The sequence below is a fragment of the Pedobacter cryoconitis genome (genome assembly GCF_014207135.1).
GTDB lineage: Bacteria > Bacteroidota > Bacteroidia > Sphingobacteriales > Sphingobacteriaceae > Pedobacter > Pedobacter cryoconitis_D.
Genome location: NZ_JACHCC010000009.1, coordinates 46,594 through 60,922 on the forward strand (window position 1 = coordinate 46,594; position 14,329 = coordinate 60,922).

Genomic DNA, 14,329 nt, shown 5'->3' on the forward strand with positions numbered 1-14,329 from the left:
AGCAGATTAATTTTAAACAGGCTCTATAAAATGATGGCTAAAGATACGTTTTTAAACCGAAAAATAACACTTAACCTAAAAGGCGAACTCCTGGATTTAAGCCGCCCATGCGTGATGGGGATATTGAATTTAACCCCGGATTCTTTTTACAGTAACAGCAGAATGGGTTCTATAGATGCTGCACTGGAAAGAGCAGAAACCTGCCTGGAAGAAGGGGCAACTTTTATAGATATAGGTGCTTATTCTTCCCGCCCCGGCGCTGATGAAGTGAGCACGGATGAAGAGCTGAAAAGGATTATCCCTGCAATTACTGCAATAAGCAAACGGTTTCCCGGGGCTAAATTATCTGTGGACACTTTCCGTGCAAAAATAGCCCGCGAAAGTATTGATGCAGGGGCACATGTGATCAATGATATTTCGGGTGGGACACTGGATGAAGCTATGTTTGAAACAGTTGCAGCTTTAAATGTCCCTTATATCCTGATGCATATGCGGGGCAATCCGCAGACTATGCAAAAAAAGCCTGTTTATGCGAATATAGGATTGGAAGTAGCCGATTATTTTACAGAAAAAATAAGCCGCTTAAGGACAATGGGAGTTAAAGATATCATACTGGATCCAGGTTTTGGTTTTGCCAAAAACACAACGCACAATTATCAGCTGTTCAATCAACTGGAAAACTTTGATCTCTTTGGCTTACCGGTACTGGTTGGTATTTCAAGAAAATCTATGATTTATAAATTACTGGGTAATACAGCGGAAGAAGCACTGAACGGAACTACGGTACTGAACACTATCGCTTTGCAGAAAGGAGCATCAATTTTAAGGGTACATGATGTAAAGGCTGCAGTTGAATGTATATCTATTGTTGAAAAGATGCAACAGTCCTAATATTTGGGTAAAATTCCTAACTTGGCAACAATGAAAGGTTTTGACTTTGATTTTCTAACGATAACGGTTACGGATGTAGTGGACATTTTGTTCGTTGCCTTCCTGATTTACTATACCTACAATCTGATTAAAAATACACTGGCGGTTAATTTACTGCTGGGTATGTTTATTATTCTGATCCTGTGGTTTGTAGTGGACGCACTGAATATGCGTCTTTTATCAACGATCATCAATAAGTTTATGAGTGTCGGGATTATCGCGTTGATTGTGATCTTCCAGCCCGAAATCAGGCGTTTCCTGCTGCTAATTGGAAAAAACACTTTTTTACAGAAAAACAAAGCCTGGTGGGGTTATTTATTTGGCAGTAAAGATATTGAACGGGATAACCTGGTTCGTATCAAGCCGATTATAGATGCCTGCAAAAGCATGAAAAAATCAAGGACTGGAGCATTGATTGTCTTTGTTAAGTTTTATGACGATCAGCTGTTTGCCAATAGCTGTGAGCTGATCGATTCTAAAATTTCTAAAAGGCTATTGGAAAGTATTTTTCAGAAATATAGTCCTCTGCACGACGGAGCTGTTGTTATCTCGGAAAACAAGATTAAAAGTGCCAGCTGTATATTACCACTGACAGATAATGACAAATTACCTCCTCAGTTTGGTTTACGTCACCGTGCGGGGATCGGAGTATCTGAAACTACCGATGCCGTTGCTGTCATTGTATCTGAGGAAACCGGTGAAATCGCCTACGCTAAACAAGGACGTGTAAGAATGAATGTTTCCTTTGGGGAACTGGAAAAATTACTGAATAAAGACTTTTAAATTCTTGTAAATAAAAAATCCGGCACAAGACCGGATTCCTTACCGGCATTCACCGGATATATCTTAAGGCTATTAATTAGCAGTACTGATCAAAAGCACCGATCAGGTTCTCTGCGATCATCTGAGCAGGACGACCTTCGATCTGATGACGTTCGATCATATGTACAAGTTTACCGTCTTTGAATAATGCCATTGCTGGTGAAGATGGTGGGAAAGGTGCCATATAACTTCTCGCTCTGTCTACAGCGTCTTTTTCCATTCCTGCAAAAACAGTAATCAGTTTATCAGGATGTTTTTCATTAGCCGCAGCTAATCTTGCTGCTGGTCTCGCATTTGCAGCTGCACAGCCACAAACTGAATTTACCACTACGAAAACAGTTCCTTCGCCTTTAATGGCATTATCAACATCTTCTGCAGTTTTCATTTCTTCAAAACCAACTTTGGTCAATTCAGCCCGCATGGGCTCAACTAAATATTCTGGATACATATGTAAAAGCTTTAATATTATTCAATTTAATATACAAAGGTACAGCACTGTTACCTAGCATCAAAGGATTACTATTTAAGTAAATTGTTTTTTACCTTGAAATTACTTTGGTCAAGAGGCTATCTTCTATTTCAGAACTAAAATGAGTCACGAATCCGGAGATAAGTTTCCATCAAGAGTCATTCCATAATTTAGTAACAAGTTAAGTGTTTTTTTTATTATTAAACTTTTACTCTATTATCGGCATTTATTAAATCGAAATAGCAAAATATATTTTGCTATTTCGATTTAATTTCTTTTATCTTTAGCAAAGGAGTTTCCTTGTAGAGAAAATACTTTATAAAATTGAATTTATTAAAAGAAATATGTTAAGCATATATTTCAATTCAATTTCATTATTTAAATTCAACTACTTTAGTAAGTATCTGGTACTGACTATAGCGACAGCTCTGCGCTCAATGACCTAAAGAAAGACAACTTAGCCATATTTTAAGAATTCTGACAGTTTCCATAAGTGACGAAAATTTTCTATAATCTATATAGATTAAGATTTAGCATATCTGTTTAACATACTACAAAAACTATGATATCAATTATGAATAAGAATTTTGTTCCGGGTTGGTATGTACTGTATACCAAAACCAATAACGAGAAAAAAGTCGCATTGACTCTCTCCGAAAACAACATTAATCATTATTTACCTTTAGTGAAGGTATTGAGAAATTGGAATGATCGGAAAAAACTGGTAGAGCTCCCCATGTTTCCTTCTTATCTCTTCATTTATCTGACCGGAGTAAAAGATTATATTCAAGGGCTCGAAATTGGGGGTGTGATTAATTATGTCAGATTTGGTAAACAGATAGCTATGGTGGATGATCTTATTATAAATAGTCTGAAAATAATGACGAATGCATCAGCCAGCCTGGAAATATCTTCGGAAGGATTCCAGTTTGGGCAGCGGCTTCTCATTAAAGAAGGTATGTTGACTGGCTTGTATTGTGAACTTGTACAATATAAAGGAAAAGAAAAGCTTTTGGTACGGATTGATCTGCTAAACAGGAATATATTGATGGATATGCCTTTGGATTTTGTCACGAAAATTCATAGTGAGTACCAGGGCGATGGCGGCCATTCTAAGCGTACAATCCCAACGATGCAGTGACTTAAACAAGCAGTAGAAGCATAGCAACTGGCATTGACCAAGAAAATAATTATATAATCTCTTTCCAATATCTTACATGAATAATGAAGGATTCACCATCTGGCTTACCGGCTTAAGTGGCGCAGGCAAAACGACTATCTCTGAAATGCTATGTAAAGAACTGCGTGAGCGGCAGGCTCCCTGTGAAATGCTCGATGGCGATATTGTACGCGAACACCTGTCAAAGGGGCTCTCTTTTTCAAGAGAAGACCGCGATATCAATATCCTTCGTATCGGTTTTGTAGCAGCACTACTTTCCAGGAATCGCGTTTGCGTTATTGTATCTGCCATATCACCATACAAAAATACGCGCAACCAGGTAAGACAAACAATAAAGAATTTTATCGAGGTATACGTAAAATGCCCAATAGATGAGTGCGAGCGCAGAGATGTGAAGGGTTTGTATAAAAAAGCCCGCACCGGTATCATCAAGTCTTTCACTGGTATCGATGATCCGTATGAGGAGCCACAGCAGCCAGAAGTAACTTGTTGTACAGACCTGGAAACAGTAGAAAGTTCTGTGAGAAAGATATTACGTTATCTGGAGCTTGCCAATTATATACCAGCCCCGATGGATGCGGTTTCCTGGCCGGAAAGACAGGCTCGTAACTGATTATACTTTTATAAAACACCAGAATATATTGAAAAATATAGTAATAATTGGAGGTGGTCTGAGCGGATACCTGTTGCTGATTAACTTGCTGCGGTTTTGCCCAAATGAAGAACTAAAGGTAATCATGATGGAAAAGGAAGCAGTAGACCGGCTTGGGGTACCTTATTCAACAGAAGATGAGGATCACTTGTTGAATGTGCCGGCTTGCAATATGAGTGCATTTTCTGACAAAAAGGAACATTTCACAGACTGGCTTTACAGAAAATCATTCATCTATTCGGCTACATCATTTGTGCCAAGGAAAATTTACCGCCTTTATATCCTTGATATTTTTAACCGTTTAATGGAAGCAAAAGCTTCGACCATAAATGTTACCCGTCTGCGGGTGGAAGCGGTAGATGTGGATATGGTAAATAAGCTGGTGCTGACAAATCAAGAGACGGCTGTCCCATTTGACCAGCTGGTTCTGGCTACGGGTACTTTTGCAGCTAATCATCTGCCATTGCATGATAAAACCTATATGCAGACTGCCGGTTATTTCCATTCTGCATGGGACAATTCATGGGCAAATCATATCCAGGGGAATGAAACAGTAGTTATGATTGGTACTGGATTAACGATGACCGATACACTGATCAGCCTTCAAAAAACAAGGCACAACGGGAAAGCCATTGCGCTATCCAGACATGGGCTTCTACCGTCGATGCATAAAAATTACGAACCATACCCTGATTTCCGGGGCGAGATGCAAGCCGTAAAAACTGCACTCGGCATGTTACAAGTTGTAAGATCCCATCTTCGCAAGGCAAAGCATAGTGGCTCCGACTGGCGCGCTGTGATAGATGTTCTGCGTCCATGTACTTCTCAATTATGGCAACAACTGCCATATGCAGAGAGAAGAGCTTTTATGGAACACCTGCGCCATTATTGGGATGTTTGCAGGCACCGTATGCCGGAAACCTGTGCAGATATTGTGTCTGCTGCCTTACTTAAAGAACAGGTAAGAATACAGGCCGGCAGGATCACCGGGATCCAGGTGACAGCGGAGGGCAGGTTCAAAATTACTATACGTAAACAAGGTGGTAAAGAAATACAGCAGATAACCGCTGATATTATCATCAATTGCATGGGCCCGTCTACTAATTATAATCGCATTTCACAGGTACTGATTCAGAACCTCTTGCAAAAAAGATTAATATGTGCTGATCCGCTTTGTCTGGGTATATTATGTGATGAAGAAGGTGCATTAATACAGGAAGACGGGTACGCCTCTGATTGCTTTCATACGCTTGGCGCACCTGCAAAAGGAATATTATGGGAAACAACCGCCGTGCCCGAGATCCGTATACAGGCACATTATCTGGCTCACAAAATGCTGAAGCTGGTAAAGAAAAATATAGTTGAAAATGTCATCAGGTAAATAATTAGAATAGTTGAAAAAAATTAAGAATATAATGCACCTTGTTTTCTGGTGTATGTTTTGCTACGCCTCTGATCTGAAGGCACAAACAGGCATTATTGTTGGTTCAATTACCAATGAAAATAAACCAAATTCAAATATACCGGTTACTTTATTGAATATAGCTGACTCAAGCTTAACAAGGTTTGGATTGATAGATAGTACTAATACTTTCCAATTTAATCGTGTCCCTTTAGGAAAATACAGAATAGCTATCACAGCTTTAGGATGGAAACCTTTTTATTCTAACATATTTACTATAGGTGACAGCTTGAAATACACCATACCTCCTTTTGCACTTTCTCCATCTGATTATACCAATTTAGCTGCAGTTACAGTGACCGGCAGAAAAGCATTTATTGAACAGAAACCTGGCCAAATGACAATCAACGTGGATGCTGCGCCAACTAATGCTGGCACCAGTGTGATGGAAGTATTGGTCAAGTCGCCAGGCATTTCGGTCGATCAGAATGGAACAATAAGTTTAAATGGCAAACGTGGTGTATTGGTTATGTTAGATGGGAAGCCAACCTATCTTAATGGTCAGGAATTAGAGACTTACCTGAAAGGATTACCTTCTCTGACTATTGATAAAATAGAAATAATGACCAGTCCGCCCGCAAAATATGACGCATCAGGAGGTGCAGGGGCTATTAATATTATAACAAAAAAGATTACAAAAGAAGGGTTTAACAGTATGGTCACTCTTAATTATTCGCAGGGAGTTTATGCGAAATCAAGTGCAGGACTGAATCTAAATTATTACACAGGAAAATTCAATTTTTTTCTCAACGGAAGCAGTGAATATGGCATAGATTTTCTAAGAATACCTGGCCCTCAGTATTTTTATGATCAAAATGGGAAGATTACGTCAATATTGGATGGAACTACCGCTTCTAAAGCAAAGAACACTAGTCCAGCTTTCAACGTAAAGACCGGAATGGATTACTATCTCAGTCCCAAAACAACTATCGGATTCGTCTTATCAGCAAACAAGAATAACACTGAAAAGTTTGGTAATAGTACAATTACCGTTCAGGACTTTACTTCTAATCAAAACTCCACCATACGACAGAAAAACTATTCTACCCGCGAATTTACATCGGTGGCTGCCAATTTAAATCTTGCCCATAAGCTAAATGATAAAGGGGGATTACTTACAGTCGATTTAGACTATCTGAAATATACACCAGAGCAGACTTTATTATTTAATACGCAAACATTTAATGCAAGTCAAACATTAGAAAACAGACTTGAACAGAAAGGCTCCCTGCCGTTTAGGGTAGATATTTATTCAGCCAAAATGGATTATAGTCAATCACTTCGTAATGATTTCACGCTTAATCTGGGATTAAAATCGAGTTATGTAACCAATGATAATGTAGCCTCTTATTTTATATTGGATTCAATCAACAACAAATGGGTCCCTAATCCATTAATGTCCAGAAGGTTTTTATATAAAGAGAACATCAATGCTGCATATGCGATGCTAAAGAAGACTTATGGCAAGTTAGAGATCCAGGGAGGCCTTAGAGCAGAGTACACAGACTATCGGGGTAATCTGAGTAAAATAAATGATGTAGTAACAACAAAGCAGGACTCCTCATTTGCCAGTTCCTATCTCAGTCTGTTCCCTTCGTTCAGTATTGCCTACAGCATTAATAAAAAGAACACCCTCTCCCTGAATTACGGAAGGAAAGTGGACCGCCCGAATTATTATGATCTTAATCCATTTTTATACTACATAACTCCTTATACTTCATTAACGGGCAATGCTGATTTAAAGCCTCAGTATACAAATAATATTGAATTATATTATTCTTACCAATCATGGCTTTCAACTACAGTTAGCTATAGCAACACTAAAAACGCTTTTGAAAACATTAGTTACCTGACCGGACAAAATACAGTCATTAAACCGGGGAATATTGGAGACGTACAAAGTTTAGCCTTGTCAGTAAACTACCGGAAATCAATTACTAACTGGTGGACTCCTAATCTGTTTATCCAAACAACATATAACAACCTTAATGGAAGTGTCAGAGATGAAAAGATTCATGTGACCAGCACACAATTTTCAAGTAACCTGAGTAATCTGTTTCAGTTTCCTGGTGGATGGAGCGGAGAGTTATCTGGATATTATAAAGGCAGGGTCAAGTATCTGCAAGGAGTTTATTCGCCAATATGGTCAGTTGGTGCTGCTGTTTCCAAAAAATTGCTAAAAGATAGACTTACTGCTAAGGTGGGGGTTACAGATATCTTCTATTCTCAAATAACGTCGGGAATAGATTACTTGCCAAAATCAGTTAGTTATTATTCTTTTTATGCTGACAGTAGAAGGCTTACGTTATCCGTATCCTACAGATTTGGGAAAAAGACTGACACTCCCGATAAAGTAAAATCTGTATCAGAGGCTGATCGGGTTAAATAAAGCGTTATCAATTCCCTATACTACATATCCTTATCAAGATTACTCTATTATACCCGGACTGCTTATAAAAAAAATATGAATACTGATAATTTGATTTCATGGAGCAATGTTGTAGATGATCTTATTAAAATGGAGGACTCTACTACATTGTATTTTGAGGCTTTAAGAAAAAGCAGATTGAGGGTTAAAATAATAAGACAAGAAAAAGATGATCTGATTATTAAAAGAATTAGCAAATTGTATTTCTCATCGTACGAACACCCGTTAATTTATAGCACTAGCTATATATACAAGAGCCTATTAACAGAAGAAGAGGATCGTCTTATTACAGCACAAGAATTACCCCTTGGCCGTATTTTCACACAACTGAACTGCGAATCGGCCATCCATAAAAAGAATATTACTGTGGAAGACAATATATTTGAGAACGAGACTATCTTAATGAACTTACCAGATGGGCCTTTGTATAAGAAGCGGTATGACTTTCTGATCGGTTCCCGAAAAGTGGCAACTATAGAAGAATTCTTCAATCTAGAATCTATTCAACGATATTAACGATGGCTTTGTTAGAATCGCTATGGGATGGCAATGTAAGACATAATGGTATCAGTGATGATCAATGCTTTGTAAATTATGGAGATGTTTTGAAAGAGTTTCAAAACTTAGATCAATATTTTAAAGCTCATCAACTGCAGATTACCCGATGTGTCTTCTTAGAAGTAAATAACACAGTAGACTGTGTTATAATCATGCTATATTTTTTCAGCAAGAAAGTAAATGTATTCTTAGCATCACCTAATCTGCTAAATAGTGGAGCTGTTCCTGGCTTTTGTGATAAAATACTTATTCTAAAAGACAGGGACGACTCATCTTCATTGCAAATACAGTTAGCAGAGAATACGAACTACACTGACAAAGGAGACCTGGAAAATAACAGCGGAATGGTAATTTTAGCTTCCTCCGGCAGTATTGCTGCGCCAAAATATATTTACTATAAAGCAGATAACCTTTTTAAAAATGCCGCCGCCTGTATTCAACATTTTAATATCAGTAAAGATTCTAAATTGTTAGTATCGGTTCCGGTATGTCACATGTATGGATTAGGGGTTGGTCTTCTTCCGGGTATCATGGCAGGAGCAAATGTTTCTATAATCAACAAGTCAAATGTAATCAAGCTGATAGATAAACTTAGGGGCTTTAAACCTGATATCAGTTTGATCAATCCTACATTTTGTAAAATGTTGCTGCAGTTAAACAAGACACTTTCACAAAGTCACACTTATATTTCTGCCGGAGAACCATTAGATGGCAATTTAAGAACTGAATTTATAAATCGGTACGGACACCTGATTAATCTTTATGGATGTTCAGAACTTGGCGCAATGGCCACATCTGAAGTGAGTCTGCAGCATAAAATAACTTTTAGTGAAAAATCGCTGAAGCCTGTAAATGGGGTTAAGTTCAAAATAAAAACGACCGGTAATAGCAACGAGATACTCTGTAAGAACCCATATGGATTTGAGTTTTATCTTGATGAATATGGAAAAAGAATGACTGACCAACCATTTGAAGATGGTTGGTATAGAACTAAAGACGCAGGGAGAATTGACAACTCTGGCAATCTGGAAGTTGTGGGCAGGATCGATTTATGTATAAATCGCTCTGGTTTTCTTTTATCCTTAGAGGAACTCGAGGTTAAGTTGGAAAACCTGTTAGAGCATGCTAATAAGATTGTTACTATAGAAACAAGCAGCAAAGAGCTTTTAGCAATTTGTGAATTAAAGACCGACTATACACTTGATACTTCTTCTGCGAAAAACACCTGTTTGCGAAATTTGCCACGGTATGCAGTACCAGACCATTTTCATTTTACTGAAAGTATTCCTCGTTTATACAATGGTAAACCGGATAGAAAACAGCTGACCTTTCTTTACACATAAAATTATAAAACTATGATAGATAATATTTCAAAAGATTCCATAAAATCAAAAATCAAAGAGGTTTTAGTAGACGATCTTGATGCAAATTTAAACGTAGGGGATCTAAAAGACGACCTGTCTTTATACGAGGATGGTATAGGATTAGATTCCATCAGTATAGTGAATTTAATTGTTCTGGTTGAACAAAAGTTCTCTATAAATTTTGAAGAAGAAGATCTTAGCTACGACTTGTTTAGTAGTATAAATCACTTAGCCGATGTGATTTATACAAAAATCAACTGACGATCAACAATTAATATCACATGATATACATATTTTCAATTCAACTGAAATTCAGAAATATCTAGTGCAAAACTTTCAATAAGTTAATTACCGTCACGGTGAAAATGATTAATACGTAATGTATGCGCTATATGTTATATGCAAAACCTAACCACAAATTAAAAATATACTCATGGACTTAAACACGAAATTATTTGAAGGAGAATCTGTAGTTGATCTTGATCATATTTCTCTTTCAATTGGAGATCTAAAAGAAAAACCTACGAGGGAGGAGTTTTATACAAACTACCCTTTTTTTAAACACTGGAAGAATGAATCAAATAGCTACGCTCTTCATCCGGGCGGTATCAATATTTATATTCACATTCCCTTTTGTATTCAAATATGTGATTATTGCTTTTACATGAAAGAGCTAATCAAATCTAAATCGCACGTCGACAATTATATTGAGACACTGCGTCTTGAAATGAAATCGGTTAGCGAAGCCTTAGGACTAAAAAAGCGAATAGTAAATTCTATATATATTGGTGGAGGAACTCCTTCAGTATTAACAGAAGAGCAGTTTAACAAACTAATGGAAGCATTACATGAGTTTCATGAAATAAAGAACGTGGAATTTACATTTGAAGCAGAGCCAGGAACATTTAATAAAAATAAACTTGGCTGGTACAAAGATGCAGGTGTTAACAGGATTAGTATGGGGGTACAATCCTTTGATGATAATATTATAAAATATAGTAGCAGGAAGCATTCGGCAATGCAAGCTATTAAGTCCGTAGAAATGATTAAGGATCTGGGCGGGTTTTCAATTAATGTGGATTTATTAAGCGGACTGGCAGGAGAATCAATGCAAACCTGGGTCGATTCACTTCAGATAGCCTTGAATCAAAATGTGGATATGCTGACTATATATAAAATGAAAACATACGCCAATACGGTCTTTTTCAAAAAGGGGGTTCGTACAAACGAGATTCAATTACCATCTGATACCGAAGAGCTTGCATATATGGGTGCCGCATTGGATTTGATTTCGGGTACAGATTATAAACCATGGAGTTCTTTCGCATTTTCAAATAATGGATATATGCACCGATATGCAGAAAACACATGGAGAGGGCAAGATTTAGTAGCATATGGAGTTTCCTCATTTGGAAAAATCGGCAATATAAACTATCAGAATCTTAATAACATGGATACGTATGCAGAACGTGTGAGCAAGAGTTTATTTCCACTATACAGAACATATACACTCTCTCATAAAGATCTGATGGTAAAGGAACTTCTTCTTTGCGCTGCAAGATTGACTTCTTATTCAAAACAGGAATTTATTAACAAGTTCGGATTTGATTATTTTAACTTCATTCCGGAAACTATTGAGGAACTAACACTGAAAGGCTATATCACCGACAACAGGGACGAGCTTACACTAACAAGACAGGGAATGTTATTTGGCGATTTTGTTGGAAAAGTCCTTGCTTCAGGACTGAAAAGTAAAATGGGAGATGATAATATTGGATTTTCTTACTAATTCCTTCCTAAATAGTATTTAAGCAATGTCCAAATATATGTTTTTTGGTTTGCCCCTGGTAAGTGTTCACAAAGCACTCGTATCGGTGATGAGTGAGCTTTCGTCCAGAGGAAACATTGTAGTTTATTATAACACAGCCGACTTTTCATCAAAGAGTAACGACGCTTTCATATCCAAAGCATACCCGTCTTACGCTACAGGTTATGATACCTCCAGGATAGGTAATAACACCTCTTTTTTTGCTTTTGCTGAAATGTTGCTGGATACGGCAGTTTCATTATTCGACTTCTTGCGAAATGAAGTCTCATTGGAAAAACCGGATCTTATTGCACACTCTCATCTGGCACTATGGGGGAAGTTAATTGCAATAGATAGCAAATTGCCAGCTATTTCTATTTATACTACTTTTTCTTTAAGTCAGCATGTGATGATACCATTTTTCAGGAGGCAACAGGAAAAAACAAAAGTGTACAATAACACTGGTATAGAATCAGTGATGCGACTTCAAAAAAAATACCAGTCCTTTTATAAAAAGGTTGGCTTCTCTTTCAAACCAGATATATGGGACTCTTATATTAATAAGGAAAAGTGTAACATTTTTTTGATCTTAAAGGAGTTTTCGTTCGAAAATGATCCGGTTGAGGGAAGTAGTACATTTGTCGGATACCCTGTTAATCAACCCAACAGCTGTAAAAGCAAGAAGCTTATATACGTATCAATGGGTACAATATTCAATGATGATGTCGATTTATTCAAATTGATCATTGATGTTCTGGGAGATTTGAATATTCCAAGCATCGTTTCCATAGGCTCTAAGATTAACAAATCTGATATTGGAACTGTCGCTCCAAATGTCACACTGGTCGACTTTATTGATCAGGAGTCAGTCTTAAGTAATGCAATGATTTTTGTTACCAGAGGGGGAATGGCAAGTATTCATGAAGCAGTTGCCTCGGTGACACCTCTGGTCGTAATTCCAGAAATTCCAGAGCAACAATTAACTGCCGAAAAAGTGGAGGAACTAGGAATAGGTATTCAAATTTCTGTTATGCAATTGACGAAAGGCAAATTGTTAAATGCGCTGGAGCTTATATTAAGCAATCTGGATTTCTATAGCAACAATTTAAATGCACTTATTGCTAAACAGTCTCTGATCGCCCCTTCAGAACTAGCTTCTAATGTTATAGAAAGATACTATTCATCTTGCAACAACCATGATAATCAACAATATAACCAACAGATCATCTATAAACAAGAGTAAGATTTTCAAGGCCAGCACCCAACAGGAAGAAATGTGGGTTAACGCTCAGAACACCTCTTTTTCTTACTGGAATTTCCTTGTTTCAAGGTCCTTCAAAGGGAAGTTAGATCTCGCGGCATTCAGGGATTCATTAGAAATGGTAGTAAGGCGACATTCGGGACTCCGTACTGGATTTATCCAGGACGGATCGGTTTTATACCAGCTGATACAAGATTCATTTGATATCAACGAAATCCTGGAAATTGATCTATGCAGCTGTACTCATCAAAAGGAATTTGACTCGCATATCATCCAGCATACAAAAGAAATGTTGCAATATACTTTCGAAATTGAACGTGGCTTGCTATTTCGCGTAAAATTATTCTGTTTTGGTGAGATTATTTATGTCATAATTCTATTTAATCATTTAATGTGTGATTATATTTCCACACAGCTATTCTGGAGCGACCTGGTATATGCTTATAACTGTCGTTTAGATCAGGTACCAATTGATTTTAAACCCTGTTTACAATACCATGAGTATTCGGAATACCAGGAGAGGTTTCTGGAGACCGAAGCTTTCGATGCAAAAAAAGCATACTGGAACAAAAAGCTGGACCGATCTATTCCTTCACTAAAACTACCATTCGGGGCTCATGGAACCCAGGCAAGTATGGTGTTTAAAGAAATTCCTATCCCTCAAAAGCTAATGTCAGATCTAAGGTCGCTTGCATTAAAAAAAAGAGTGGTTTTTTCAGCGATATTCCAGTTGGCGTACTACATTGTTCTGGAAAGATATTCCGGGCAAAAAACGATTAGTATTCTGAATATATTCCATAGCCGGGGAGTCGGAAGTCAAAAGAACTCTAATACTATTGGATTATTTGCTGACACCCTACTCAACACAATAGAACTCGAGGACGATTTATCATTACATTTATTATTACAACGGGTTAATTCTGAGATTCAAAGCAGTATAGCCAATAGTGAAGTTCCATATAAAGAAGTTTTCAAGTCTTATCAGGATAAATTCAGACATAATCAATCTATGTTCCAGGCAGATTTCAATATGCTAAAAATGAATTCAATGAGCTGTACGCTTAGTGGATTAGTTCAGTATGGATTAAAAGATAAAGCTATCGCAACTAAATTTGACACTCAGCGCAACGTTTCCCGGACAAGGATCGAAGAGGCGAAGTGCAGTCTGGATATTCAATCTGATATTTCGCTGACTATTAAAGACGATACTGCCTGCAGTAAAGTTAGAATGACTATTTTATGTGACTGGAATAAACAGGAAATTTGTAATGATATTCTAAAAAATTATATAGCGATCCTAAAAAAGATAGCGTATTATCCAGATTTAAGCTTGAAGGACATCGCCTTAAAAAGTAAAATTAATACTGATTTGACATTTTCTCCCTCGTCAATATAA

13 protein-coding genes are annotated in these 14,329 nt (G+C 37.3%); 12 read left to right on the top strand and 1 reads right to left on the bottom strand.

Annotated features, from left to right (window positions below; all coding sequences use genetic code 11):
* Positions 1–33: 33 nt before the first annotated feature.
* On the top strand, positions 34–891 hold the full coding sequence (gene folP / locus HDF25_RS16970; protein WP_221450945.1) for a dihydropteroate synthase: 858 nt from the start codon (positions 34–36) through the stop codon (positions 889–891).
* Positions 892–921: 30 nt separating this feature from the next.
* Complete coding sequence (gene cdaA / locus HDF25_RS16975; RefSeq protein WP_184627341.1) at positions 922–1,713, top strand: diadenylate cyclase CdaA; 792 nt, start codon at positions 922–924, stop codon at positions 1,711–1,713.
* 76 nt (positions 1,714–1,789) lie between these two features.
* Here cdaA and HDF25_RS16980 read toward each other — a convergent pair whose 3' ends face one another.
* The gene (locus tag HDF25_RS16980) at positions 1,790–2,200 is read right to left on the bottom strand and encodes a BrxA/BrxB family bacilliredoxin (protein ID WP_184626903.1); all 411 of its coding nucleotides are present in this window, start codon (positions 2,198–2,200) and stop codon (positions 1,790–1,792) included.
* A gap of 595 nt (positions 2,201–2,795) precedes the next feature.
* Here HDF25_RS16980 and HDF25_RS16985 point away from each other — a divergent pair.
* The 10 genes from HDF25_RS16985 (at position 2,796) to HDF25_RS17030 (ending at position 14,329) form a co-directional block, all read left to right on the top strand.
* Positions 2,796–3,362: a UpxY family transcription antiterminator gene (locus HDF25_RS16985; protein ID WP_184626905.1), complete on the top strand. Its 567-nt coding sequence runs from the start codon at positions 2,796–2,798 to the stop codon at positions 3,360–3,362.
* A 76-nt stretch (positions 3,363–3,438) separates the two neighbouring features.
* Entirely contained in the window at positions 3,439–4,014 is a 576-nt protein-coding gene (gene cysC / locus HDF25_RS16990; protein WP_184626907.1) for an adenylyl-sulfate kinase, read from the top strand.
* Positions 4,015–4,042: 28 nt separating this feature from the next.
* The gene (locus HDF25_RS16995; RefSeq protein WP_184626909.1) at positions 4,043–5,434 is read left to right on the top strand and encodes an FAD/NAD(P)-binding protein; all 1,392 of its coding nucleotides are present in this window, start codon (positions 4,043–4,045) and stop codon (positions 5,432–5,434) included.
* Between the two features lie 13 nt (positions 5,435–5,447).
* Positions 5,448–7,904, top strand: a complete 2,457-nt coding sequence (locus HDF25_RS17000; protein ID WP_184626911.1) for a TonB-dependent receptor domain-containing protein — start codon at positions 5,448–5,450, stop codon at positions 7,902–7,904.
* Positions 7,905–7,979: 75 nt separating this feature from the next.
* Positions 7,980–8,459 (top strand): chorismate pyruvate-lyase family protein, encoded by a 480-nt coding sequence (locus HDF25_RS17005; protein WP_184626913.1) that lies wholly within the window; start codon positions 7,980–7,982, stop codon positions 8,457–8,459.
* A 2-nt stretch (positions 8,460–8,461) separates the two neighbouring features.
* A complete protein-coding gene (locus HDF25_RS17010; RefSeq protein WP_221450939.1) occupies positions 8,462–9,844 on the top strand; it encodes a class I adenylate-forming enzyme family protein in 1,383 nt (460 codons plus the stop codon).
* A 12-nt stretch (positions 9,845–9,856) separates the two neighbouring features.
* Complete coding sequence (locus HDF25_RS17015) at positions 9,857–10,126, top strand: acyl carrier protein (protein ID WP_184626918.1); 270 nt, start codon at positions 9,857–9,859, stop codon at positions 10,124–10,126.
* A 172-nt stretch (positions 10,127–10,298) separates the two neighbouring features.
* Positions 10,299–11,654 (top strand): radical SAM family heme chaperone HemW, encoded by a 1,356-nt coding sequence (gene hemW, locus HDF25_RS17020; RefSeq protein ID WP_184626920.1) that lies wholly within the window; start codon positions 10,299–10,301, stop codon positions 11,652–11,654.
* A gap of 25 nt (positions 11,655–11,679) precedes the next feature.
* Entirely contained in the window at positions 11,680–12,915 is a 1,236-nt protein-coding gene (locus HDF25_RS17025; protein WP_184626922.1) for a nucleotide disphospho-sugar-binding domain-containing protein, read from the top strand.
* Positions 12,869–14,329, top strand: coding sequence for a condensation domain-containing protein (locus HDF25_RS17030; RefSeq protein WP_184626924.1), 1,461 nt, complete (start codon positions 12,869–12,871; stop codon positions 14,327–14,329). Before HDF25_RS17025 ends, HDF25_RS17030 begins: the two co-directional genes overlap by 47 nt.